The organism is [Rhizobium] kunmingense (assembly GCF_977018605.1).
In genome coordinates, this window is record NZ_CDRNXG010000004.1 from 22683 (window position 1) to 47898 (window position 25216).

A 25216-nucleotide genomic window follows, 5' to 3' on the forward strand; every position below is an offset into this window, starting at 1 on the left:
CGACCTTGACCAATGTTACCTGCGCATCTGCTGCAAAGTTGCCAGCCGGAAACTTCGCGCTCAATCGCCTGGAAACCATAGGTGTCTTGGCAGTTGACGCTGAGAAGAGAGGGAGAGAAAATGGCTAGGAAACACCTTCTTTCCGATCTTGCGGTGCCCAAGGCACAGCGCACTGGCGAGGGTGAGGCTACGGGTCAGGATCTCCTCGCGCCTCAATATGCTCCACGTGGAGCAATCGGCGCCGTTTCTCGTTCGATTGAGCTTTTGAAGTCTCAGTCGCTTACCGATCTTGATCCGGATCTCATTGACGCTCCGTCTGTAATCGACCGGCTTGACGAAGATGGGGAGCAGTTCGAGGAGTTTGCCCGGAACATTCGGGAGAACGGCCAGCAGGTCCCAATTCTCGTCCGCCCTCACCCGACCAGCGACGGACGCTTTCAAATCGCTTACGGACGTCGGCGACTTCGTGCGGTCAAGGCTGCAGGGCTCAAAGTGAAAGCGGCCGTCAGGACGATGACGGACGATGAGCTTGTTTTGGCTCAAGGCCAAGAGAACAGTGCTCGACAGGACCTATCGTTCATCGAACGTGCGCTTTACGCAGCTGAGCTCGAAGCAAAAGGGTTTCAACGGCCAGTGATCATGGCTGCCCTTGCCGTCGACAAAAGTAACCTGTCTCGCTTGATCCAGGCGGCCACGCAGTTGCCGGCAGATATCATCCGTGGCATTGGCGCTGCCCCGAAAACCGGCCGCGACAGATGGGGCGAACTTGCCACACGGCTGGGTAAGGATGACGCCGCGGACAGAGCTCGAGCGCAGCTGTCCGATGAGGAAGTGAAAGCCCTCCCCTCTGACGAACGCTTCGCGCGGGTCTTTGAGCTTGCCGCGCCCAAAAAGGTCAAGAAAGAGAAATCCGCTGCGACGACTTGGCAGGCTGATGACGGCGTAAAGGCCGCGAGCTTCCGCCAAGACAAGCGCACACTGACATTGATGATCGACAAAAAGGCTGCCCCAGAATTCGGGGACTACCTGATGTCGATGCTCCCTGAAATCTACGCCTCGTTCAAGAAAACGAAGCAGTAGGTCAGACCCAACGAGGAAAGGATCGTTAGAGCAAAGAAAAAGCCCTCCGAAACGGTGTTCCAGAAGGCCTCTCTCAGTTTGGTCGCTTAGAGAATCGCACTTCCCGGAATCACAGTCAAGAGTCAGCGCCACACTGGCGTAGCCTTTTCTTTGCCTTGTGAAAGGTGAGAACATGGAAACGGGATACATAACGACGCCCTTTGGGCGGCGGCCGATGACCCTTGCCTTGGTAAAGAGGCAGGTAGAGACGGAACAGGCCGAGTTGGCGAGGTCAATCGACAAGTGGAGAGTGTTTCGCGACGTCGGTGACGCCCGCTCGCGCCTTGGCCTTCAGGACCGTGCGCTTGCGGTATTGAACGCCCTCCTTTCCTTCCATCCGGGAGCCGAGCTTTGCCACGATAAGAATCTTGTCGTGTTTCCGTCGAATGCCCAGTTGTCTGCCCGTTCCAACGGCATCGCGGGAACGACGCTTCGTAAGTGTTTGGGAGCGCTCGTAGACGCCGGGATCATCATCAGAAAGGATAGCCCAAACGGCAAACGTTACGCCCGCAAGGGAAACGAAGGCAGTATTGAGGACGCTTACGGTTTCAGTCTGGCGCCTCTGATCGCGCGAGCGAGCGAGTTCGCATCCCTCGCTCAGGAAGTTGCCGCAGAGCAGCGCCGTTTCCGCATCACGAAGGACCGTCTCACAATCGTTCGCCGAGACGTTCGCAAGCTCATCACTGTAGGGATGGAAGAAAATCTCCCTGGTGATTGGGCGGCCGCAGAGGCCTGTTTTGTCGAGATCATTGGACGCTTCGTTCGTCGCCCGACGCTGAAGGATTTGACTGCAAGTCTCGACGAAATGGCTCTGTTACATGAAGAAGTCTCCAGGATGCTGGAAACGCAGGAAGAAACCAAAAAATGCGATGGCAATGACATCGCATTTGGATGCCACAAACAGAATTCAAATACCGAATCCTTCAATGAACTTGAACCTCGCTTGGACAAGAAGCGGGGCGAAAAGTCAGAGCCAGCCAACCGGCCGAAACGGAAAGTCGAACCGGAGGTGTTCCCGTTATCGCTGGTGCTACGCGCCTGCCCTGAAATTTCCAGCTTTGGGCCTGGCGGGTCCATTGGAAGTTGGCGGGAACTGATGTCGGCGGCGGTTACGGTTAAATCCATGCTTGGTGTCAGTCCGTCCGCTTACGAAGAATGCTGTGAAGTGATGGGGCAAGCCGGCGCCGCGATAGCGATAGGCTGCATCTACGAGCGGGCTGGCCATATCAATTCGGCCGGGGGCTATCTGCGGGATCTGACCGCGAAGGCGCGGCGCGGGGAGTTTTCGCTTGGGCCGATGCTGTTTGCTCAGTTGAGGGCAAACTCCGCTCATGGGAAGGCCATGGCGTGAAAAGTGGGGTTCGAATTATATAAGTAACGGAAATCATTCGATAATATTGAAAGTTTCCGGCTGGCAACTTTGATGGAGCGTTACGGGCATTTTGCCAACCTAGACAGTCGCATGTGAGAGGAAGGCGACGGTGCACATGACGTAGGGCTTGTTGAATTGCCCTGGAACCGCGAGTACCGGAGGATTTTCTAGCGCAATCGACCATAGCTCGTTGAAGAAATGAAATGTTCCCAATATCTTGCGGCAACGCTGCGGTCAGGTCAGGGGTGAGGGATGGGCGCTGTAACATCATCGACGGTTGAGGTTGACGACGACGTTACCGGGCAATTGTGGAATGTGAACGACACCAAGTCGCTTGCGCAACTGATAGCGGTGATCGCACTCGGTCAAGCACAGCACGCGGTTCGAATAATCGAGGAGCTTGAGCCTCTCGCCCCTGCCCTGACAGCTGCGGAGCTTTTTCGAGGAGCCCGGGGGCAAATGTTTATCAGAGGGACGACCGAGGCACAGAAAGATACATCGCGCTACCATCGAGATGGCTTTCTATTTGAGTGCATCTCATGGGTTGTCGCGCGCCAGTCGAGCTCACCGCGCACTTTCATGAAAGATCCGCATATCGCAGCGACGACGCAGGGTTTGGATGGTCTGGCGATTGAGATGGACTCCGAGAAGGACGAAATGATCGGGGCAACCATATTCGAGGACAAATGCACGGATAACCCGAGGAAGAAGTTCCATAACGAGGTGATGGTGACATTCGGGGAGCATCATACGAGCAAGCGGGTCCGGGACTTGGTAGCCAATGCGGTTTCTCTTATAAGAGAGAGTGGGCTGAACGGTTCAGAGGCGACGAAGGCGGCAGCAAGGGTGCTTGACCGGTCGTTTCGAACCTATAGGGCATCGCTCACGGTAGGTTCGGACATCTCGACCCCACAGCGGCGGAAGAAGCTTTTTAAAGGGTACACCGATCTCGAAGACATCAAGAAAGAGCAACGTATTGGAGCAACCTTGATCGTGGAAGAACTCCGCGAATGGTTTCAGAGCTTGGCCGATGAGGTCATCGTCGCCCTCAATGAATACGAGGATGCCGATGTTTGATGTGCGGACCGCGGAACTGCTTCGGTCAGCCCCTAGCCTTCCGGAGCTCGAGGCCGATAAACTCCCGGAGATGCTAACTAGGCACTATGCGGAACTAGTATCGACTAGGCTCCGGGGCGGAGACGACGAGCCAGCCGTCGAAGGAAACTGGACGCTCGGCCGGATAGCGGATGCGTACGAGATAGTTGCTTCAATCGAAAGCGATGTTGATCTGAGGCGTGCCGCAGCGTTCGTTGCCGGGACAGCTCAGCAAATCCTCGCGCGGCGAGCATCGCCGGCAGAGGAGATCGAGCGGCAAATCCCCCTTAGCCGAGATGGGCTCGACCCTACCGTTGCTGCTGCTGTTCTTTTCCTGGGGGCCGAACAATACGCGGACGCATTTGAGGCGGGTAGTTCCATTCCCCGCGCGCGGGGTCCTTACGAGAACAGAATACTCGCAGACCATCTACGCGATCTAGCACAAGGAAGGCTGGTAGCGATTCTAGCGCGAGCCGAGCGCTGGCGCCGCGATGAACCAATTCTAGGCACCATCCAGACGCGTGCGTTTCGCTACCTCCTATCGGCTTTGATCGAGGGTGTGGAACGGTTGGCTGCAAACATGATGTCCGTCGATGTCCCGGCGGCAACACCTTCTCGTTTTGATTCCGCCAGACACGCGTTTGCGACTGTCATCAAGCTTGCGTCGCACACTGACGATAGTAGCGCCGAGATGCTTGGAGGGCCTCTGCAAACAAATTATGCAGGGCCAGCGCATCTGGCTTCGCTGCTCCTTTCGGCGTCTGAAGGAATCGAAGAGGCAGCGCTTTCCAGGCTGCCGCCCCCAGATGGAGCGAAAGCCGAGTTTTGGGGAGATTGGTTACGGTTCCGTGCGGAAGAAGCACCATACCTGTGGCGAAATCACAGAGAGGCTATAGGTAAAGGGTTTCATCAGACTGGCAATTCTGCGGTCTTGGTGTTGCCGACTGGCGCTGGAAAGACGACAGTAAGCGTTCTTAAAATTGCGGCATGCCTCTCAAGCGGCAAAAAAGTGGTGTTTCTTGCGCCAACGCATGCGCTCGTGGAGCAGCTTACCGAAGATCTGCAGAAGCTTTTCCCGAAAGACAGGTTCGGGTTGGAAGTTTCGAGCGACTTCGATTCGCTGCTGCTCGAAGAGGCGCAGTTGCAGGACATCGAGGTCATGACACCCGAGCGATGCCTTGCGATGTTGTCCTATTCCCCCGCCTCGTTCCAGAAGGTCGGGTTGCTGGTTTTTGATGAGTGTCACCTACTGAGTCCGGAGTCGGGCAAGATCGGCCGAGCACTCGATGGAATGCTGTGCCTTCTGGCGTTCCACGCGGCTGCACCTAAGGCGGACATACTCTTTCTCTCTGCGATGCTCGAGAACGGCCCGCAGTTCGCAGAATGGATTGAGGATCTGACCGAACGGACTTGCGTCCCCGTCGATCTTCTCTGGAAGCCGAGCCGGCAGGCGCGTGGCGTCATCGCTTTTGAGAAGAATGAAATCGACCAGGCCACCCAACGTGCGGAGGGCAAGCAAGCTGAGCTGGATGACAAGAAAGGCAAGGTTTCGGCCACGCTTCGTGCAGCCTCGAAACGCGAGTTGGTGGCCCAGCCTTATGTGGTTTGGGGTCTCCAACATAACTGGCACAAGTCAACAAAGTCGCATGCTTTCACCACCATTTCGGACGGTGCCTTCCAACTGGCCGGTGGGTTTGAAGATGGTAGAATTTGGGCGACCCCAAACGCGAATGAGGTTGCCGCCTCGATCGCGATAAAGGCATACGGCACTGGCCTCAAGACGATTATCTTCGTGAATACCAAGGCTGATGCTGTCGGAACTGCTGGGAGCGTCGCTGAACGGCTAGGCGAAACCGTAGTCCTGAACGAAACCGAAAGATCACTTTGGGACGCTCTTGTGCTGGAGCTCGGGGACGCTAAACATGCGATCTTCCCAAACGGAAACTTCGGAGCGGTTCCTCATAATTCAGCAATGCTTCGCATCGAGCGCAGTCTTTCCGAGAGGCTCTTCCGGCGCCCTGACGGCGCGCATGTGATCGTCGCGACTCCAACTCTTGCCCAAGGTCTGAATCTACCTGCTCATCTCGCAATTTTGGCCGGAGACAAACGGTCTGGTAAAAAGAAGGGTTCAAGAGAGCTGCTTGAAGCCCACGAGCTGTTAAATGCCGCCGCGCGAGCCGGTAGGGCAGGGCATTTGGCGAATGGTGTAGTCATCCTAATCCCTGAGCCTGTTATAAAATTCAAACCCGGAGCAGCATTGAACGCCAAGCTCAAGGAGAAGTTAAAGTCGGTTCTCCCGGAAGATGATCGTTGTGTCACAATCACCGACCCGCTGGAAGTTGTGCTCGACAGAGTGATGGCCGGGTCCCTCGATGACCGCCAGGTAAGCTACACCATTAACCGGCTTGTTTCGCTCAACATCACGGATACAGGCACGGGATCAGCACACAGTCTAATGTCCCGATCTTTTGGTGCGTTCCTCGCCCGGAAGCGTGACGAACAGAAGGATTACGCCACGAAGGTGGAGCAGCTCTGGACCGTTGTGAAAGAAGCGGTTGACGCTGATCCCGAAGCTGTTGTGATCCTACTTGCAACACAAAGTGGGCTTCCGGTTGACCTGTTGGAAACATTGCGGGCGCGGATCGCAAAGTCCATAGGGGAGTTGCCGACCACCGTCAGGGCATGGGTAGAGTGGGCATTTCTGTGGTTAAAGAGCGATGCTCGTGCGCGGGAGTATTTGCTGCGGGACGTCGAACGTGCCGCTCTGGCAGCAGCTGGCAAGGCGTCAGACCACCCGATTGATACAAGTGTTCTGGACCGCCTTTGCTCGGGAACTCTAGCTTGGATCGAGGGTAAGCCTCTCAACATAATTGAACTTGCCTTAGGCGGGGACCCGAATGGGGAGCAGAAGAACGCGCGAATTTGTATGCGGGCGAGGGAACTGACTTCTTCGTTCATCCCACGAGGCCTCTCGTTTGCGCTCGGCGTCGTTGGTAGGATGGCTGAGGAGATGGGTGCCCCCGACTCCCAGGCAACGCTAGAGGTCGAACTTCTGCAAAGTCTTTCTGGCACCATTCGTCGAGGATTTGACACCGTCGAGAAGCTACAGTTTGCGAACGCACATCGGGAGATATTAGGACGAGTCCAGCTTCACCAATTCTATGATGAGACCTACTCGTTCCCTGAGATTGACTTAGATGATGAGCTCTGACTGCCCTGTCTGAAGTGCTTACAACATGCGGGCGGCGCGCCCTGTTCGTCGGCTCGCACTGTTGTAATAGCTGGATGCCTGCTGAACCGAGCGGTGACGCGATTGCTCCATGGCCTCGGGAAGAGGAATGCCGCGGTTGGCGGCCTCGGTCAGATATCCCGACCTTAGGCCGTGCGCCGAAAACTCGCCACTGTCCAACCCCGCCATCTCCACCCGCTGCTTGATGATCGCATTGATCGACTGCGGATCGAGCGCCCGTTTTGACACCGTTCCCCAGCGCCCGATCCCCCGAAACACGCTTCCCTTGTCGATCTTCGCCGCCGAGAGCCAGGCATTCAGCGCTTCGATCGGTCGACCGGTGAGATAAACGACATCGTCTTTTTCACCACTCGTTGTTTTCGTCCGGCCGAGGTGGATGGCGAGCGAGGGGAGGGAGGGCCGTCAGCCACCTCGATCGGCGCCTCCTCGGTCAATTGCTCCACGCGCAACCCGGCGATTTCGCTGCGCCGGCGGCCGCCGGAGGCGAAAGCCACCATTAAGATCGCCCGATCCCGGACGTCGCGCAGGCTGTCGGTCGAACACGTCGCCAGCAGTTTGGCCAGGACGTCGCCAGTAACAGCCTTGGCGCTTTTGCGGTTTCGCTTCCTAGGTGCGGCCGAGCCGAATGGCGGATTTGAGGGGAGGGGAGGCAAAATTTCCATCGAGGCCGCGCCATTTGGTCAGCGTCGACCAGTTCGCTAGCCGCCGGCGAACCGTCGCCGGCGCATGCGGACCGCTCGATTTCAGGAAGCCTTGGGTACGCAGATTGTCGGCGACGTCGGCCGGCATGCCGTGATCGGGATCTGTCGCGCGCTTCTGTGGATCCCACAGGTGCTGGGCGACGAATTTCAGCAGCAGCGCCTCTGGCGCCGGCCAGGGCAGCGAGTGTTTCGTCGCGGCCAGCGCCCAGGCCTCGAGATAGCCGAGATCAGACGTGATCGCCAGCAGCGTGTTGGTGCCCATGCCTTCGTTGACGAGATGGCGCAGCGTTTCGACATCGCTGTCGGTGAGCAGCTCAGCCAGTTCGTCCCGACGGTCGATCGGCAGAACGGACGCGATCGTGTCGAGCTCGACGGCGCGATGTTCGACGCTGCTTAGGCTGGCGGACTTCCGCGGCGCCGCCATCAGTCGATCTCGACATGCGGCCGCCAGCGGCGGATGATTTCGACAATCTCCGGCTTGTAGGCATCCGGATAAGAGAGCGTGTCCTTGCGAGCGATATAGGTGAAGACGGTGATCATGTCCTCGCAGATTTCGGGATCGAGATCGGCAAGGTCGGTGAGGTCGAAACCGCCATGCACATCAGCATTCCACCATGCGAGCAGGAAATTGGCGACGCGGCGGCTCTGGCCGGTATCGCGGTGCGCGACGTTGAGCAGCGTTTCGAGCGCGAAGCGGACGCGATCTTCCATGGAAAAAGGCCTTTGCGGAGCGTGGAATGGCCCAGATTCGGTGGATTCGCGGGCGCTGTCAATCTACCATCGATAAACGTTGGTTATCGATGGTAGACAATCCAGCCGGCAGTTATACTGTGGCTTTTACTTCCCGATTTCAATTGAAGCGCTAAGCTGAAAACCCGACGCTCAATTTTGACCTTACCGCTTCACTGTGAGCAGGGGAGGGGGGTCAAAGCCCACTTGCCTTGGTGAGATTGACACGGAACCGATCTCGCCGGCGCTGATATTTTCGAGTCATCTCGGCAGAAGCGTGACCGAGTTGCTTCTGCACGTAGCGTTCGTCGACCTCGGCGGAAGAGGCCAAGCCGGCACGCAGCGAGTGGCCGGAGAATTTTTCCGCGCGCTCGGTCTCGGTGAGGTCAGGGCGCACGCCGGCAGCCAATGCCGCCTTCTTGACCAAGCGCGCGACCTCTTGGTCGAGCAGTCGATCAGGGCCGACATCCTTGCCCTGACCGGTGACTCGCCGGAAGAGGGGACCGTGCGCGATCCGTGCGAGGTTCAGCCAGGTCTGCAGCGCAACGACAGGGCAGGTGGCGTCCGAGGATCCACGGCCGACTTCGACTTCGCGCCAACCGCGTTTGCCCCGGACCGTGACGACCATGCCCTTGTCTAGGATCTCGACCCAGCCGCGGCTGTCCTTCGTCTGGTCACGACCGACGTCGAGCCCGACGATTTCGGAGCGCCGCAGCCCGCCGGCAAAGCCGATCAGTAGCATCGCTCGGTCGCGCAGGCCCCGCAGCGTGCCGCGGGGCAGCGTTTCGAGCATGGCGATCAGGTGTTCGGGAAGTACCGCTTCCTTCTGGCGAGGAGGGGCGGCATGGGTGTTGCGGATGCCCGCAAGTACCGTGGCGATATGGCGGTCCTTGCGGTCGAGCGGCGTACCGCGCTGGGCATAGTTCCAGGTTATGGCAGATAGCCGTCGCTCGATCGTCGTGACCGAATTCGGCTTGCGGCCGGCGATCGCCGCCCCGGAAGCGCAGGCAGTAATATAGAGGCCGACGGTGTGCGGGTTAGGCGGCAGGATCTCCAGCCCTTGCCGGCGGCACCATCCGGAAAAATGCTTCCAGTCGGAGGCATAGGCTTTGCGGGTGTTGGCGGAGCTGGCGGCCTCCACATAACCGCGCGCCTGATCGGCCAGCCGCTCCAGATGAGCAGGCAGCGCGAGGGACGTTTCCGGAAGAGCGGAGGGGGTTGCTGCATTGCGCGCGGAAATGTCGGCCGACACCTGAGGCGCCGAAAGACCGGCGTCGGGTGCCACGCTGCCAGACGGAGTAGCGCTCTCGGGAGGGTGAATTTCGCTGTTTTGCTCGATGATTTGGCTCATTTCCCTATAATAACAGAAACGAACGATAATGGAAGTTTATCGCTCATTATTCATCGCCCACGGGTCGTGCGGTTTATACCGTTATCGCTAGCTTAAACCGCGCATCTGATTTATGCTCCGTCGTATGGATTCGCTTCTGCCTGCCAAAGACCCAGCTCAAATCTGGTCGCCCGGCCTGCCAGGCTGGGCGCGGCCTCGAACTCACGACATCAGCGAATCCGACGCCGCCTTCGCTGCCGGTACCGCGTTGAAATCGCTCGACGATCTGATCCGCGCTGATGCGCCGTGGCTCGGCTGCTGGCGCGATCGCCTTGCCCTAAAATCCGCCGCCGTCGCTGCCCGGATACTTGGTCGCAGCGAGGAAGAAACAGCAATCCGTGACGCGGTTTTGCTGACGGCACCCGGTGACGATTCCGGCCCGGCCGGAAAGCTGTTTCTGGCCACACGAATGCTGGTGCGCCGAACCGGGACAATCTCCACGGCCTTCATTAGGGAACTCGCGGAACCGCTGGGGATGACGTGGGACGACAGCCTTGCCTCGGTCGCGAACATGATCGATTCTGCAAATCAGTCCGGGCGAGCAGCACCCTTCGCGGTGGCGGACCTGATAACGGCGATCTCTGCCGTTCGCCCGGACGCCGAGGTGCTGGCACTCGGTCTGGCCGACGTCGTCGTGGCGCAAAAGCTGAACTGGCCGAAACCGGTGCCCCTACTGTTGCCCGAGCGCTTTGGCCCAGCCTTCCGCACCATCGGTGGCCGCGGTCGCGTGCGGCCCGGGGAACCGGCTTATCCGAAAGCGATCTGCCTGGCCCTGGTCAACGGCATCGAAGCCGCGCTGCGATCTGGTGGTGAAATTGACCGTCGCGCCGCGCGGCTGATGGAAGTAGCGCCAAAAGTACGGACCAAGGGTGCCGAGCCGGTGATCCGTCGATTGCTCACCGAAGACGCGATGTCTGCGTCGGCGCCAGGAAGCGATTTATCGCGGTGGGCCGCCAACCGGTTGTTCGAGCGTCTCGAAAGTTTCGAGGCGGTGCGTGAGCTTTCCGGCCGCTCGTCCTTTCGAATATTCGGGTTGTGACGATGGCGAGAGCGAGCGCGACCACAACCAGTCGGCGACAGGCCAATGAGCGACAGCAAGAAGTCCTTTACGATCGCGAGCTCGAAGACCTACCTGCAGAGCTGCGCTGGCGGGAATGGATGCTCCGGGTTGAGGCGGTGATCTTTGCCTCAGCCGAACCGACGAGCCGTGAGACGCTGGCACGGGTGGTTGGAAAAGACTGCAGCATTGACCTGCTGATCGACGATCTTGTCGAGGAATTACGAGACCGACCCTACGAACTGGTGTCGGTCGCCGGCGGCTGGCAGCATCGGACACGCTCGCGGTTCGCCGAGACGATCCGCGCGTCTTGTGCGCCGACGAGGGGAGGGGCGGCAGCCCTTTCCGAGTTCGAGGCGACGGTGCTGATGGCGGTGGGATATTTCCAGCCGATCACCCGCGGCGAACTGTCCAAGATTTTTGGCCGGGAAGTCAGCCGGGACGTCATCGGTAATTTGCGGAGTGCGAGGTTCATCGGCTCCGGGCCACGCAGCCCGACGCCCGGCGCGCCATACACATATGTGACGACGTCGCACTTTCTTATCGCCTTCGGGATGGACACGCTACGCGACCTGCCGAACATCGAGGCGCTCGAGGATGCTGGCCTGCTGAGCAGAGATAGGATGTTCGATGGCGACATCCCGATCGCTTCGGACGAACAGGATGAACAAGCCACCTTCAACGACGACAGCAGGGATTACCCGGGTTCGGAACGCTGATCATTCTACTCGCACTGCGCCGACTAGTGAAATGGGACGTAGCGGAAAATCTGGATCGACGGGTCTTGACCCTGCAGTGGCTACAGGCCGTAGCACTGTTTTCGTCATACGAATCAGGGCCCAGGCTAAATGATCCAGGCAATATTCCACCGGCTGGGGCCGCTCGTCTTGTTTGTGCTGCTTGTCGCTGGAGTTACGGGCTGTACCACCATGAGCCTTGACGATCTCGGCGATCCGTCGCCCAAAATCCCGGTCAAACTGGTCGCAGAGATGGCGAAGAAAGGGATGACGCCGGAGAGCCCAGTGCTGTTACGAATCTTCAAGCAAGAAAGCGAGCTCGAGATTTGGAAGCAGGATCGGACCGGTCGCTACGCCCTTTTGAAGGTGTATCCGATGTGCCGATGGTCAGGAAAACTCGGCCCGAAAACCAGGACCGGTGATCGGCAGGCGCCCGAAGGATTTTATCATGTCTCCACAGGCATGCTGAATCCCAAGTCGCAATTTTATCTGTCGTTCAATCTTGGTTATCCAAACCGCCTCGAGGCGGCACTGAATTACACGGGCGAAGCGTTGATGGTCCACGGCGCTTGTTCTTCGTCGGGATGCTACGCCATGACCGACCAAGGTGTCGGCGAAATCTACGCCCTCGTGCACAGCGCACTTGCCGGTGGCCAGGACAAGTTTCAGGTGCAGGCATATCCTTTTCGCATGACCTTGGAGAACATGGCGGCCAATCGCAGCGATCCGAACTTCGCGTTTTGGAAAAACCTGAAGGAAGGTTACGACGCCTTCGAATTTTCCAAGCGGCAGCCAAAGGTCGCGGCGTGCAATCGCCGATATGTTTTCAACGCCGATTTCGACAGGGACCCCACCAACCCTCTTGCTGCCTGTCCTCTTAAACAGGCTGTGGATCCAACTCTTTCCGCCAAAGTTCAACAAGAGGATCAGAAACTGACCGCGCTGCTGGAGAAGGACGCTCCCGCAACGGTGACTGCCTATACCGACGGTGGTATGCATTCCAGCTTCCGCGAGCTGCTCAAGCAAAACGGCGCAGACAAGCTTGCTCAGAAAATTTCTACCATCAAGTACCCGATCAGCCGTCCAGACGCGGCGCTGGCGGATCCTTACAAGGGCGAGCCTTGGAAACCGGCGCCCAACCGTTCGGAAATCGGCGGAGCGGATTGATGGGTCGCGAATGAGACAGATGGCAGCTTCATGGTTGCCTTCTGCCGAAGGTTGCCGCTATCGATCCGCTTCGAGCGGATCGATAGCGACACCGAGACGTTGGCGTTGAACTGGGTAGGGATACCCGCGCGGACAGCCCGGGGCAGGATCGAGTTCTGGCCCCTTACGGCAAGTCCGCCCTTGGTTCCCCGTTTTTGCGCAGGGAGACCCTGTGAAATGGCCTGCTCAAACCAGCACGGTTGCCGGTAGCGCTGGCCTTCAACCGTCACAAGTCGTCGTGGCAGCGAAGTTGGAGAGCCACCACTATGCCGCACATTCCGCGTGAGAGGGTCCTGGACTCGAGTTTTGCTCTGATGAGCGATCCCTATCGATACATTTCGGGCCGATGTCGGCACCACGGTTCGGACCTGTTTGAAACCAGATTGCTGCTGCAGAAAACCATCTGCATGAGCGGTCCCGAAGCGGCCGCCCTCTTTTACGACGGGCGGCACTTCGTACGCCAAGGTGCCATGCCAAAGGCGATCCAGAAAACGTTGCTTGGCGTTGGCGGGGTGCAAGGCCTCGACGAGGAACGACACCACCACCGCAAGCGGATGTTCATGTCACTGATGACCCCCGAGCGTCTCGAAAAACTCGTGCATCTGACCGAGGAAGAATGGAAGGCTCAGCTGCCCAGATGGAGGACCAAGGGAAGGATCGTGCTTTATCCTGAGCTGCAGGCGCTTCTGATGCGCTCCGTCTGCACCTGGGCAGGTGTCCCACTTGCCGATTCCGACCTCGACTCCAGAACGCAGCAGGTCGCGGCGCTGTTTGATCACGCGGGATCGGTGGGGATCAGGCATCTCGTGTCAAGATACGCTCGGAAACGAGCTGACGCTTGGCTGACGAAGATGATCGAGGATATTCGCACAGGCCTGATCCGACCGCCTGAGCAGTCAGCCGCCCATATCATCGCCTGGTACCAAGACTTGAATGGCGAACTGCTCGAACCGGATATCGCTGCCGTGGAGCTGATGAATGTTGTCAGGCCGACAGTGGCAGTCTCGGTCTATATCGTTTTTGTTGCGCATGCATTGGATTCGCATCCCGATGTGCGAAAAAAACTTCAGGTGGAAAATGGAGGATATCAGGACCTCTTTGTCCAGGAAGTTCGCCGTCATTACCCCTTCTTCCCAGCCGTCGCCGCGCGGACGCGTCAATCGTTCGAACGGAACGGGTATTTGTTTGCCGAGGGGTGCCGGGTTCTGCTTGATCTTTACGGCACCAATCACGACCGGCGAACGTGGGATCGTCCGGAACAGTTCGAACCGGAGCGCTTTCGCCAATGGGACGCCAGCCGCTTCAATTTCGTCCCACAGGGTGGTGGGGATCACCATGCCGGCCATCGTTGCCCCGGCGAGTGGATAGCCATCGAGCTTATGAAGCTCGCAACAGAATTCTTGACACGACGGATGAGCTACGATGTGCCGGATCAGAATCTGGAGATCAATTGGTCGCGCCTGCCGGCGCTCCCCAAAGACCGGTTTGTAATCAGCAATATCAGAGAGACCTGAAGTCCAATTCGCCTGAGCACCAGGAAGTGGGCTCAACGAGGGCGCAGTTGACGTCCCGCGTGTAGACACTGCCTTTTCATGTCCTGTGCGCTTGGCGTACTTCCCTTGCCCCGGTGATATTGACCATGTCCTCGATCGGGACGGGGAGTTTTTCAAGGCTGAGTGGAAACGCTTCAAACCACCAACAGGCTTTCAGTTAAGCTTCGACAAAATTGCGATTGACCCTGTAGCTGCTATAGGGTGTAGGCCTGCGCTCATACCCAAGTCGGACGCAAGAGGAGGCCCATCCCAGAGATGCGCTGCGGTCCCATCTCGCTACGTGCAGTTTGCCGTGCAGTTTTTGTTCGGCGCAGGTGGAGAAGTGGGAGCAAGGGCGGCGACGGCGAGGTCGACATGGGCGCGCGGTGTGGGCGCCTCGCTCTCGAAATCAGTTATCGACAAGGCCCAGCCAACAAGAGGAGATCATATTGCCGACTAAATCCGTTAGACATCGAGCCCTCGTGGTTACAGTCACTTTCGTCATCGCGCTTCTGTTCGACATTACGACAAAGTGGCTAATCGTGAATGTCGTTATGGTGCCGCCGCAAACGATCGAGCTTGTGAGCTTCTTCAACCTGGCACTGGGTTTCAACACCGGCGTCAGTTTTGGAATGTTCAGTGATATCTTCTTCGAGCGTCCGTTGTTGCTGGCCACCATAAAGACGGTCATAACCATCGCGCTGATCGTCTGGGCAATACGAGCGGATCGGACGTTGGAAACAACTGCGCTCGGCTTGATTGCCGGCGGGGCGGCCGGGAACATAGTTGATCGCGTACAGCATGGCGCCGTCACTGACTTTCTCGATTTTCACATCGGGACTTGGCATTGGCCCGCTTTCAATATGGCAGATGTCGCGATCACCATGGGGGCAGCGCTGCTCATCGCAGGGTCGATCTATTCTCCAGCCGGCACGCAAACCCGGGCCGTCCGGTAACGAGACGCGCTGATTGAAGACAGTTTCGGTATTGAGCCGGACGCGACGCTGGATTAGTGCACGGCTTTCCAAACCTGTGCAGAATTATTGGGGAAACTTGAATGAGCGAGAAACACAGCGAGGACGAAATACGGCTCGACGCGAGAAATGCCTCCGAGCGAACGACACTGATCTGGGTCCTTGCCATCAATCTTTTGCAGGTGATCGTCGCCGGCGTCGTTGGCTTCTTCGCTGACTCAACCGGTCTTCTAGGAACAGCCCTGGATAATATGGGCGACGCTGGCGTTTATGCCATCAGCCTTTACGCCGTCGGTCGGACGGTTGTGGCGAAGGCGCGTGTTGCACGCGTGTCCGGGATCCTGCTGATCGCCCTAGGTCTGGCGCTTTTCGTCGAGGTAGGGCGTCGGTTTTTCGTGGGCGCCGAGCCGATTGGCTTGGCCATGATTATCACCGCCTTCATCAATGCCGCGCTCAATGTCATTTGCCTGAGGCTTCTTCGATCGCATCGCGATCAGGGCGTTCACCTGAAAGCATCGTGGATTTTTACCACGAACGACATGATCGCCAATGCCGGCATTGTCGTTTCGGGCGCAGCGGTTATGTTTTTCGCTTCCCCTTATCCGGATCTGATAATCGGAGTGTTAGTTGCCGGTATAGTCCTGAGGGGTGGCTGGGAAATCCTGGAAGAGGCGAAGGACGCATCGTAGCGGCCCTGCAATGGAGGAAATGGGTCGAGGCAGTTCACGAGGTCGGTTGGCAATTCGCCTGCCGCTACAGACTGACTGAAACGAAGGCCTCAAGTCGTCGAAACGCTTTTTGCCTGCGCCGGCCCATTCACTTTTCCGATCGCCGCTTCACCTTGAAGCGGCTTTCGAATGGTGCTGCCGCCTAATGCTTGGGCGAAAGAGACTCGATGATGCGGCAGTCGGCGACCGTTCCACAACTACACTGGTCGATAATATTGTCGAGTTCCGCTTTCAGCGCCTGCAGATCACGGATCTTGCGTTCGACCTCGGCGCGATGCTCGTTGGCAATTTCGTCAACCGCCTTGCATGACTGGTCACGGTCGTCACTCAGCCTTAGAAGACCGCGCACCTGATCGAGTGAAAAACCAAGATCGCGCGCGCGGCGGATGAAGCTCAGACGGTTCAGATGCGCATGATCATAGGCGCGGTAGTTCCCCTCGGTGCGGCCCGGCTCGGGCAGCAAACCGTTCTTTTCATAGAAGCGGATCGTTTCAACCTTTGTGCCGGTTTTCTTGGCAAGATACCCGATTGTCAGAATGTTTGGCGACATGGCTTGACCCTGTAGTTGCTACAGGCCCCATGTAAGGCGCGAATTCGTAATTGTCGAGGTGATGTCATGGCTGCTTCCAGCGCGTTGAAGTTGAAGATCGAGGGCATGGATTGCGCTGCCTGCGCAATGAAGATCGAAAACGCGATGAAGCGCTTGCCAGGCGTCAGCGACATCAATGTCAATTACAGTCAGGAAAGCATGGTCATCATGCTGGACAAGGACAGGACCTCGCCGCAGACTGTCGAGGACAAAATCAAGGCGCTCGGCTTCACCCCCGTTTCAGCGGGCGGTGACAATCAAGCTGAGGCCAGGCAGCTCCCGGACTACCACGACCAGGCATGGTGGAAGGGCAAGAAGGGGCGTCTCGTCATTTTCACTGGTGCGATGTTTGTGAGTGCCTGGGTCCTCGCGCACATGTCTCCCGACTGGGGGCAGATCGCTTACTCCATAGCGGCGCTGATCGCCATCGTTCCATTCGCAAGACGTGCCTTCGTCGGCGCTGTCTCGGGAACGCCGTTTAGCATCGAAATGTTGATGACGGTTGCCGCGCTTGGCGCGTTGCTGATTGGGGCCGCCGAGGAGTCGGCGGTCGTTATTCTGCTTTTTGCCGTTGGCGAGCTTCTCGAAACCATCGCGGCCGGCCGCGCGCGGGCTGGCATCAAGGCATTGATCGATCTTGTCCCAAGGACCGCCTTTCGCGAGCGCGATGGCGTGGTCGAGAAGGTTGCGGTAGAGGAACTGGCGATCGACGACATAGTCGTCGTGCGGCCAGGCGACCGTGTTCCCTCCGATGGCAAAGTCACTCAGGGCTATTCCGAGCTCAACGAGGCTCCGGTGACAGGGGAGTCTGTTCCGGTCGCCAAGAACGTCGGCGACAAGGTCTATGCCGGCAGCATCAACACCAATGGCGAGCTTCGCGTGGCGATCAGTCATGTCGCCGCCGACAATACGATTTCGCGCATCATTCACATGGTCGAGGAAGCGCAGTCGTCGAAGGCGCCGATGGCACGGCTAATCGATCGCTTCAGCGCCTGGTACACGCCGGCGGCTATGGTCGTGGCGGCGCTTGTCATCGTCGTGCCGCCGATCTTCTTCGGCGGCGAGTGGGCGACGTGGATCTACCGTGGCCTCTCCACGCTCCTGATCGCGTGCCCCTGTGCATTGGTCATCTCCACGCCGGCGGCCATAGCCTCCGGACTTGCGGCCGGCGCTCGCAAGGGCCTGCTGATCAAGGGCGGCGCGGCACTAGAGACGCTCGGAAAGGTCAAGACCGTCGCCTTCGACAAGACAGGAACGCTGACCCGCGGCCGACCGCAGGTGACGGATGTGTTGGCAATTGTCGGGACAGAGTCCGATGTGCTGGCCCGCGCGGCCGCCGTCGAACGCAACAGCAGCCATCCGCTTGGCGTTGCGATCGGTGAAGAGGCGGCCGCAAAAGGCTTATCTGTGCCGGCGAGTTTCGGCGGTGCCAAGGCGACGCCTGGAAAGGCGGTTACTGCGCGGCTGAAGAACGGTTTCGTCTCCGTCGGATCTCCTCGATTTGCCGCCGAGCAGGCCGTCATCGATGACGAACTTGCACGGCGGATTACGTACCTTGAAGAAGAAGGAAAGACGGTCGTCGTTCTGATGATGAATGGCCAGATTGAGGGCCTGATCGCGCTCCGGGATGAGCCGCGTGACGACGCCGCAACTGCCATCCGGTATCTTAAGGATATCGGCGTCAGAACGGTTATGCTGACCGGCGACAATCAGCGCACGGCGACAGCGATCGGATCGGCGCTCGGACTGGACGTGAAGGCGGAGCTACTTCCGGACGCCAAGCTTGCCGAGATCTCGCGCCTCAAGACGCAAGCGCCCATCGCCATGATCGGCGACGGTATCAATGACGCTCCGGCGCTCGCCACCGCTTCAGTCGGGGTGGCCATGGGCGGAGGCACCGATGTCGCGCTGGAAACCGCCGACGCTGCGCTGCTTCGCGACAAGGTTATGGGCGTGGCGGATCTCATTGCCCTCTCAAAGGCGACGCTTGGCAACATCTGGCAAAATATCGGGCTCGCTCTTGGCCTCAAGGCCGTCTTCCTCATGACGACCTTGTTTGGTGTCACGACTTTGTGGATGGCTATCCTTGCCGATACCGGGGCGACGGTTCTCGTAACCGCAAACGCGTTGCGGCTTCTGCGACACGGTCGCCGTGACACCAAGTAAAATGGGTTTCAAGTCGGTGCTTGATGCGGTTGATATTCCAACTTCGCACGCGCTGTGACGACGATGGTCGACGCGGAGGTCTGCTTCGGCCGGCAATCGCAATTGCAGATTTCCGGTCAGGCCGGACGCGCAAGCGGCGCGGCCGGCCTCATTGCATCGGCGGGTCTCAGTTTGGAACTGTATATCCGAGCTCCACGACGGTCTCCTGCAGGATATCCGCGCCGATGATCTCCGGGTCGATCCTAACAGTCACCTTGCCGGTATCGAGCGAGGCATTGGCTTCCTGCACGCCAGGCAGCGCGCGCAAGCCCTTTTCAACCTTCGCCGCGCAGTTCTCGCAGTCCATGCCGACTACGGTCATTTCGACGGTTTCCATCTCAATCCTTTCTTCTGCTGGGAACAGCACCGGGGAAGCATGGACCCTGTGGTAGCTACAGGGTCAAGCCTTGGATGTGCGGGATCTGCTGGCACCTAAGGACGGAACTCAAGGTCATTCTACACTCGCCAGCAAGGCCCCAGCGGGCCGCCGATCGTATGCATGGACACCAGCCACGCATCAACGAGAGCGTCGCATAATCCTGCAGGATGTGAAACAACCGACGCTCGACAGTAGTATAACGCGGAACTTCGTTCAAAATTACATCGTCAAGCCAACCATGGAGCGTCGATCGTGCTGGACCCCCAGGCTGATATAATCCGGAACCTTGCTGTTGCGGCGATCTTTGATGTCGAGGCGGACACTGAGCGCCGCATCACGTTTCTCGCAGACTATCTGCGAGCGACCGGAATGCGCTCTTATGTCCTCGGAATCAGTGGCGGGGTCGACTCGCTGACCGCCGCGATGCTTGCCCAAGCTTCGATACGGCGGCTGCGCGAGCATGGCCACGAGGTGCAATTTCTCGCCGTGCGGCTTCCCTATGGCGTGCAGGCCGATGAGGCCGACGCCCAAAAGGCACTCGAAGTCATCCGTCCCGACCGCACCGTGAAGATCGATATAAAACCCGCCGCAGACGCCATGCTGGCCGAGCTCCGCCGCGATGCGGGCGACCTCTTCGAGCCCGCGCGGGTGGATTTTCATCTCGGCAACATCAAGGCGCGCCAGCGTATGATCGCCCAGTATGCTCTGGCCGGAGCCGTCCGCGGCCTGGTGATCGGAACCGATCACGCTGCCGAGGCCCTGATGGGGTTCTTCACCAAGTTCGGAGACGGCGCGGCCGACATCCTGCCGCTTTCAGGTCTCACCAAACGGCGCGTGCGAGCGATCGCCAGCCATCTCGGAGCGCCGCAGGAACTCATCGACAAGACACCTACGGCCGACCTGGAAAGCGAAGCCCCACTCCGACCGGATGAAGACGTGTACGGCGTTACCTACGAGGACATCGACGACTTCCTGGAAGGCAAGACGGTCACTGAGCCGGTGCGCCAGCGAATCCTTGCTACACACGCGGCTACCGCCCACAAACGCGCCCTGCCGGTTGCGCCGGAATAGCGGCGGGGCCGATGGGTGATCCCGTGCGGCGGCCATGACGACACTCGGTGCGTACGATCGGCATGGCCGCCACTGGGTCGACGGTGCAGACTCTATTCCGCTGCCTCGAGCTTTCTCTCGTTTTCAGGGACGGCATGATCCGATTCGGATGCCGCTGGCAGTCGCCACCCCTTGACCAGCCCGTAGACCGCCGGAATGACGATCAGCGTCAGCAGCGTCGATGATACCATGCCGCCGATCATCGGCACGGCGATGCGTTGCATGATCTCCGAACCCGTGCCGGTCCCCCACAAGATCGGAACGAGGCCTGCCATGATGGCGACGACGGTCATCATCTTTGGCCGGACGCGCTCGACCGCACCGACCATGATCGCCCGATTGAGATCCAGCTTCGAGAAGGAACGCCCTTCCCGTTCGCAGGCTTCGCGTTGCTCCTTAAGGGCGTGATCGAGATAGATCAGCATGATCACCCCGGTCTCGGCTGCGACGCCCGCAAGCGCGATGAAGCCGAAGGCGACAGCGACCGAGGCATTGAAGCCCATCCACCATTTCAGCCAGATGCCGCCGACCAGTGCGAACGGAGGCCGAGCCCGAAATCGGCTCAGCGCTTGCCACCTATCTGGTCGATGAGGGCATCAAGATCGTCGACGGCTTTAAGGTCACATGGGGTGACCACCCCCGAAGCCGAGCGAGTCCGCCGCCATCCAGACCGCCATCGCGATCATCATCAGGTTCTCGGTCAGCGAGATGAAGCCGAGCGGAACATTGCTAGAACCGCCGACACATGCGCATTTAAGCTCGCGCCTGTCGACGTAGACCGCCTTGATCACCGAAACCGCTCCGATGATGCCGATGAAAAGCGCGACCGGAACGGAGATCCAGTTCAGCGCGCCCGCCACCATCAGAACGCCCGCGAGCCCTTCCGCGTATGGATAGACGTAGCCGTACGGCACCCAGCGCTTCGCCAGCAGATCGTAGTTCAGGAACATGGTGGCGAACGTCTCGACGTTCTGGAGCTTGAGCAGCGCCAGCACGACCATCGAGAAGGCAACGAACCATTCCGCGGCCTTCAGCGTGAAGGGACTGCCGCTCACGGCGTAGCTCGCGGCCATCGCCGTGAGCGCGGTCATCGCGAACAGGACAATAACCGGACGGTACGTCGTCGCCTTCGGATCGACCACCTTCTTTCCCAGGAACCTGCGCAGATCGTCGTGTCCGCCGATGCGCCGGCTGTCGATGAATACCTGCGGCGTGGTCGCGACGTCGTGCTCCTTCTTGAATGCGTCCGTCTCCTCGCGCGTCGTCAGGTGGTGGTCTTCGACCTCGTAATCTTCGTGTTCGAGCAGATACTTCGCCTTGAGCCCGTAGGGGCAGGTGTGGCCCGGCATCACCATGCGATAGATGACGGCCTTCTTCGGGTTCTGGACCTTGTCCAACATTTCACGTCTCCTTCGTATTGTGAAACCGTTGGCAAGACCATACGTTCCGTACCATGGTACGGAGTCAACAGCCCATGGACATGACCATCGGAAAACTTGCAGACGCCGGAAGCGTCGGCGTCGAGACGATACGGTTCTATCAGCGGCGAGGCCTGCTCGCGACGCCGAAGAAGCACGTCGGGGTCCGGCACTACGGCGAGGACGACCTGCGCCGTCTCAGGTTCATTCGTCAGGCCCAGACCGCGGGCTTCACGCTCGAGGAGATCAAGGAGCTTCTGCATCTTGACGCCGGCGACGACCGGGAGACGGCGCGGAAGCTCGCGAAGGCGCGGCTCGACGCCCTAGACGCCCGCATCGTCGAGCTGGATCAGGCGAGGACCGCGCTCAGGCGGCTTGTGGGCGAATGCGCTTCGGGGAAGACCGGACCGTGCCCGATCCTGTCGTCCTTCGGCATATGACAGGACGCCGCTATCTCGGCCTGACAGCGAGGTAGACGTAAGGCGCGCCGCCGTCCTTCGGCACGGCCATCACGTCGTAGGACGCGCGGGGATCCACGCCCATCCCGAGCGATCCCTTCGGCATCCCTGCGACGGCTAGACCTGCGAGCGAAGGCTTCTCCTGCAGCAGCTTGAGCGCGGCCTCAAGAGGCACGTGTCCTTCGAGATAGTAGCCGTCGACCGTCGCCGTATGGCAGCCCTGCATGGACGCGGGAACCCTCAGCCTCGCCTTCACCGCGTCCATGTCGGTCTCGTTCCTGACGTCGACCGAAAAACCCGCGTCACCGAAGGCCGACGCCCAGGCCTCGCAGCAGCCGCAGTACGGGTCCTTGTGGACGATCAGCTTCGGCATGCTCGCCGCCGCCGCACCTGGGAGAAGCGCCGCCGACGCTGCCATGCAGATGAATTGCCTACGTTTCATGATCTCTTTCCTCTCTGCCTCCGCAATATGAGCCGCTGGCTCGAAGCGGAAACCCTGTCGCAAGGCCGCGCAGTGTGTTATGCTCCGATCATGGTACCGGGAGGTGCCCATGTGCCGCATCTGTATTCAAGTCGCCGCACTCGCCATAGTCGTCTCGGGCGCGCAGGCCTAGGAACGTCAACCCTTCCATATTGCCAGATTTCCCGACAGCCGGACAATTGGTCTTGCGATAACTTCGTCGACGACGCCGACCGATACGCAGTACGATTTCGAAGTCGGCATCGGCCTCACAGAGACGTCTCCAGGCGGGGACCTACTCTTCGTCGATCACGGAATGCATGCCGTCCGTGTCAGATGCGAAGCGCCCGCGGCCGTGAAGGTCGGTGGTTCGGTTCACCTCGTGCCTTCGTCCAACTCGTCGGACGACTGGATGCTGGACCTCTGGAAGGCACTATGTCTGCAGCCGACGTCCTGAGGCCGGCGGCCGCGTCCCGCGATCGGCAGGCGCGGCCGCCATCGCGTCACTTCACCTGGGTGACGGTCAGCTTGCCGTTGACGCGCTCGGCGACGAACTGAACCTTCGCGCCTTCCTTGAGCTTCGCCAGCGTCGCCTCGTCCTTGACTTCAAAGACCATTGTCATCGCCGGCATCTCGAGCGTCTTCAGCTCCTCATGGATCAGCGTGACCTTCTTGGCCTTGGCGTCGACCTTCTTGACGGTGCCATTGGTGAACTCCTGGGCGAACGCCCCGGCTGCCGAGGAGAGGGCGATCGCCGCAGCGAGGCCCAGCTTGGTGAGGTTCTTCATTGTCGAATTCCTTTCAATTGCTCGTTGCTGGTTATTTGGCGACGGCGACGTCGCCGTGCATTCCGGCGTCGTAGTGGCCGGGTACGAGGCAGGCGATCTTGAACACGCCGTCGTTGGTGAACCGCCAGACGATCTCGCCCGACTTGCCGGGCTTCAGGCGGATCGCGTTCGGGTCGTCATGTTCCATGTCCGGGAACTTCTCCATGACGGCCTTATGCTCCATGACCTTGTCTTCCTGGTCGAGAACGAACTCGTGGTCGAGCTCGCCTTCGTTCTTGATCGTGAAGCGTACTGTCTGGCCCTTGCGGACTTTGAAGTTGTTCGGCGTGAAGACCATCTTGCCGTCCGGGGTCTCCTTCATGGTGACGCGGATGGTCTGGGTGACCTTGGACTTGTCGCCCGGCTCGCCGACGGCCATGGCCTCGCCGTGGCCACCTGCGTGGTTGCCGGAAGCGAGAGCAGGCGTCGCCAGAGCGGTGGCCAGCAGGAGGCCGATAAGTGCATTCTTCATGTTGGTGTCCTTTGGTTTGTTCGGGGAACGTGTGATCAGCCGTGGTTCGAATGCTTCGACGGCGGCTGCGTCTTCGCGTCTTTCGCCTTGGTCGCGTCGGGCAGGCTTCCCGTCCACTCCCAGGCCTGCGTGCCGGGCGGGTTCTCGTACCAGCCCGGATCGGTGTAATCGCCCGCCGAGATGCCCTCGCGGACCTTCACCACGGAGAACATGCCGCCCATCTCGATGGGGCCATGGGGGCCCCAGCCGGTCATCATGGGAACGGTGTTTTCCGGGATTTCCATCGACATCTCGCCCATGTCGGCCATGCCGGCCGTGCCCATCGGCATGTATTCCGGGCGGAACTGTCGAATCTTCTTCGCGACTTCCTTCTTGTCGACCCCGATGAAGGTCGGGATCTCGTGGCCCATCGCGTTCATGGTGTGATGCGACTTGTGGCAGTGGATAGCCCAGTCGCCGAGATACTTAGCGTCGAACTCGTAGGCGCGCATGGCCCCGACCGGGATGTCGATCGACACCTCGGGCCAGCGGGCCTCCGGCCGCACCCAGCCGCCGTCGGTGCAGGTCACCTCGAAGTCGTAGCCGTGCATGTGGATTGGATGGTTCGTCATCGTCAGGTTGCCGACGCGCACCCGCACCCTGTCGTTCTTCGACACGACCAGCGGATCGATGCCGGGAAAGACGCGGCTGTTCCAGGTCCAGAGGTTGAAGTCGGTCATCTCCATGACCCGCGGCACGTACGAACCTGGATCGATGTCGTAGGCGCTCAGGAGGAAGACGAAGTCGCGGTCTACGGGCATGAACGTCGGGTCCTTGGGATGGACCACGAAGAAGCCCATCATGCCCATCGCCATCTGCACCATCTCGTCGGAATGCGGGTGGTACATGAAGGTCCCGGACTTCACGAGGTCGAACTCGTAGACGAAGGTCTTGCCGACAGGGATGTGCGGCTGCGACAGGCCGCCGACGCCGTCCATGCCCGACGGCAGGATCATGCCGTGCCAGTGGACGGTCGTGTGCTCCGGCAGCTTGTTGGTCACGAAGATACGAACGCGGTCGCCTTCCACGGCCTCGATCGTCGGACCTGGCGACTGCCCGTTGTAGCCCCACAGGTATGCGGTCATCCCTTCGGCCATCTCCCGTTCGACGGGTTCGGCGACGAGGTGGAATTCCTTGACCCCGTTGTTCATCCGGAACGGCAGGGTCCAGCCGTTGAGGGTGACGACCGGATTGTAGTCCGGGCCGACGGAGGGCTTCACCGGCGTCTGGGTCGCCGCCGAATCCATGAGGGCGGCTTCCGGCAGCCCCATGTTCGTCGTCTGGCCCCAGGCCTGGGAGGAGACGAGGGCGGCGGACGCGGCGCCCGCGCCGAGCAATTGTCTTCTGCTGAACATTCTCGTTTCCTTTC

The 25216-nt window shown here is 59.5% G+C and carries 22 protein-coding genes and 2 pseudogenes; 13 read left to right on the plus strand and 11 right to left on the minus strand.

All coding sequences use genetic code 11. The features are described 5' to 3' along the window. The first annotated feature begins 120 nt into the window (after positions 1-120). The 4 genes from repB to AC0JZ4_RS26190 all read left to right on the plus strand — a co-directional run bounded on the left by repB (position 121) and on the right by AC0JZ4_RS26190 (position 6797). Positions 121-1080: a plasmid partitioning protein RepB gene (gene repB / locus AC0JZ4_RS26175; protein ID WP_471889447.1), complete on the plus strand. Its 960-nt coding sequence runs from the start codon at positions 121-123 to the stop codon at positions 1078-1080. A 172-nt stretch (positions 1081-1252) separates the two neighbouring features. Next, complete coding sequence (gene repC / locus AC0JZ4_RS26180) at positions 1253-2470, plus strand: plasmid replication protein RepC (protein ID WP_471889448.1); 1218 nt, start codon at positions 1253-1255, stop codon at positions 2468-2470. 273 nt (positions 2471-2743) lie between these two features. Continuing rightward, positions 2744-3568 carry a hypothetical protein gene (locus AC0JZ4_RS26185; RefSeq protein WP_471889449.1) on the plus strand — a complete coding sequence of 275 codons (825 nt, stop codon included), beginning with the start codon at positions 2744-2746 and terminating at the stop codon, positions 3566-3568. Then, complete coding sequence (locus tag AC0JZ4_RS26190; protein WP_471889450.1) at positions 3555-6797, plus strand: DEAD/DEAH box helicase; 3243 nt, start codon at positions 3555-3557, stop codon at positions 6795-6797. The genes AC0JZ4_RS26185 and AC0JZ4_RS26190 overlap by 14 nt, the downstream gene beginning before the upstream one ends. Positions 6798-6815: 18 nt before the next feature. On the opposite strand, the pseudogene AC0JZ4_RS26195 reads toward AC0JZ4_RS26190, so the two are convergent. The 3 genes and pseudogenes from AC0JZ4_RS26195 to AC0JZ4_RS26205 form a co-directional block, all read right to left on the minus strand. Further along, positions 6816-7961: pseudogene (locus AC0JZ4_RS26195) on the minus strand (site-specific integrase). Beyond that, entirely contained in the window at positions 7961-8248 is a 288-nt protein-coding gene (locus tag AC0JZ4_RS26200; RefSeq protein WP_471889451.1) for a DUF7673 family protein, read from the minus strand. The pseudogene AC0JZ4_RS26195 and the gene AC0JZ4_RS26200 overlap by 1 nt, the downstream one beginning before the upstream one ends. Positions 8249-8462: 214 nt before the next feature. Next, positions 8463-9617 carry a site-specific integrase gene (locus AC0JZ4_RS26205; RefSeq protein ID WP_471889452.1) on the minus strand — a complete coding sequence of 385 codons (1155 nt, stop codon included), beginning with the start codon at positions 9615-9617 and terminating at the stop codon, positions 8463-8465. Positions 9618-9741: 124 nt separating this feature from the next. Here AC0JZ4_RS26205 and AC0JZ4_RS26210 point away from each other — a divergent pair, with 124 nt between their 5' ends. The 6 genes from AC0JZ4_RS26210 (at position 9742) to AC0JZ4_RS26235 (ending at position 15851) form a co-directional block, all read left to right on the plus strand. After that, the gene (locus AC0JZ4_RS26210) at positions 9742-10695 is read left to right on the plus strand and encodes a DUF1403 family protein (RefSeq protein ID WP_471889453.1); all 954 of its coding nucleotides are present in this window, start codon (positions 9742-9744) and stop codon (positions 10693-10695) included. Between the two features lie 2 nt (positions 10696-10697). After that, a complete protein-coding gene (scpB, locus tag AC0JZ4_RS26215; RefSeq protein ID WP_471889506.1) occupies positions 10698-11432 on the plus strand; it encodes an SMC-Scp complex subunit ScpB in 735 nt (244 codons plus the stop codon). 129 nt (positions 11433-11561) lie between these two features. Next, positions 11562-12617, plus strand: coding sequence for a hypothetical protein (locus tag AC0JZ4_RS26220; protein ID WP_471889454.1), 1056 nt, complete (start codon positions 11562-11564; stop codon positions 12615-12617). Positions 12618-12970: 353 nt separating this feature from the next. Further along, positions 12971-14170 carry a cytochrome P450 gene (locus AC0JZ4_RS26225; protein WP_471889455.1) on the plus strand — a complete coding sequence of 400 codons (1200 nt, stop codon included), beginning with the start codon at positions 12971-12973 and terminating at the stop codon, positions 14168-14170. A gap of 500 nt (positions 14171-14670) precedes the next feature. Next, on the plus strand, positions 14671-15144 hold the full coding sequence (lspA, locus tag AC0JZ4_RS26230) for a signal peptidase II (RefSeq protein ID WP_471889456.1): 474 nt from the start codon (positions 14671-14673) through the stop codon (positions 15142-15144). 101 nt (positions 15145-15245) lie between these two features. Next, on the plus strand, positions 15246-15851 hold the full coding sequence (locus AC0JZ4_RS26235; protein ID WP_471889457.1) for a cation efflux transmembrane domain-containing protein: 606 nt from the start codon (positions 15246-15248) through the stop codon (positions 15849-15851). 181 nt (positions 15852-16032) lie between these two features. Here the strand turns inward: AC0JZ4_RS26235 and AC0JZ4_RS26240 are convergent, their stop codons facing one another. Beyond that, positions 16033-16440 (minus strand): MerR family transcriptional regulator, encoded by a 408-nt coding sequence (locus tag AC0JZ4_RS26240; RefSeq protein WP_174060259.1) that lies wholly within the window; start codon positions 16438-16440, stop codon positions 16033-16035. A 66-nt stretch (positions 16441-16506) separates the two neighbouring features. On the opposite strand from AC0JZ4_RS26240, the gene AC0JZ4_RS26245 reads away from it, so the two are divergent. After that, a complete protein-coding gene (locus AC0JZ4_RS26245) occupies positions 16507-18645 on the plus strand; it encodes a heavy metal translocating P-type ATPase (RefSeq protein ID WP_471889458.1) in 2139 nt (712 codons plus the stop codon). 166 nt (positions 18646-18811) lie between these two features. Here the strand turns inward: AC0JZ4_RS26245 and AC0JZ4_RS26250 are convergent, their stop codons facing one another. Next, complete coding sequence (locus tag AC0JZ4_RS26250; RefSeq protein ID WP_471889459.1) at positions 18812-19021, minus strand: heavy-metal-associated domain-containing protein; 210 nt, start codon at positions 19019-19021, stop codon at positions 18812-18814. A 294-nt stretch (positions 19022-19315) separates the two neighbouring features. On the opposite strand from AC0JZ4_RS26250, the gene nadE reads away from it, so the two are divergent. Then, a complete protein-coding gene (nadE, locus tag AC0JZ4_RS26255; RefSeq protein ID WP_471889460.1) occupies positions 19316-20134 on the plus strand; it encodes an ammonia-dependent NAD(+) synthetase in 819 nt (272 codons plus the stop codon). Positions 20135-20226: 92 nt separating this feature from the next. On the opposite strand, the pseudogene AC0JZ4_RS26260 reads toward nadE, so the two are convergent. Continuing rightward, positions 20227-20715: pseudogene (locus AC0JZ4_RS26260) on the minus strand (efflux RND transporter permease subunit); the annotation flags it as partial. A gap of 78 nt (positions 20716-20793) precedes the next feature. Continuing rightward, the gene (locus AC0JZ4_RS26265; protein WP_471889461.1) at positions 20794-21573 is read right to left on the minus strand and encodes a MauE/DoxX family redox-associated membrane protein; all 780 of its coding nucleotides are present in this window, start codon (positions 21571-21573) and stop codon (positions 20794-20796) included. A gap of 53 nt (positions 21574-21626) precedes the next feature. Between AC0JZ4_RS26265 and AC0JZ4_RS26270 the strand changes: the two genes are divergently transcribed. Continuing rightward, positions 21627-22031 carry a MerR family transcriptional regulator gene (locus AC0JZ4_RS26270; RefSeq protein WP_471889462.1) on the plus strand — a complete coding sequence of 135 codons (405 nt, stop codon included), beginning with the start codon at positions 21627-21629 and terminating at the stop codon, positions 22029-22031. A 10-nt stretch (positions 22032-22041) separates the two neighbouring features. Here the strand turns inward: AC0JZ4_RS26270 and AC0JZ4_RS26275 are convergent, their stop codons facing one another. From AC0JZ4_RS26275 to AC0JZ4_RS26290, 4 genes are all read right to left on the minus strand, one after another. Continuing rightward, positions 22042-22491, minus strand: a complete 450-nt coding sequence (locus tag AC0JZ4_RS26275) for a DUF411 domain-containing protein (RefSeq protein WP_471889463.1) — start codon at positions 22489-22491, stop codon at positions 22042-22044. A gap of 521 nt (positions 22492-23012) precedes the next feature. Further along, positions 23013-23297 carry a copper-binding protein gene (locus tag AC0JZ4_RS26280; RefSeq protein WP_471889464.1) on the minus strand — a complete coding sequence of 95 codons (285 nt, stop codon included), beginning with the start codon at positions 23295-23297 and terminating at the stop codon, positions 23013-23015. A gap of 31 nt (positions 23298-23328) precedes the next feature. After that, on the minus strand, positions 23329-23808 hold the full coding sequence (locus tag AC0JZ4_RS26285; protein ID WP_471889465.1) for a cupredoxin domain-containing protein: 480 nt from the start codon (positions 23806-23808) through the stop codon (positions 23329-23331). A 35-nt stretch (positions 23809-23843) separates the two neighbouring features. Continuing rightward, positions 23844-25202 carry a multicopper oxidase family protein gene (locus AC0JZ4_RS26290; RefSeq protein ID WP_471889466.1) on the minus strand — a complete coding sequence of 453 codons (1359 nt, stop codon included), beginning with the start codon at positions 25200-25202 and terminating at the stop codon, positions 23844-23846. Between the last annotated feature and the right edge of the window lie 14 nt (positions 25203-25216).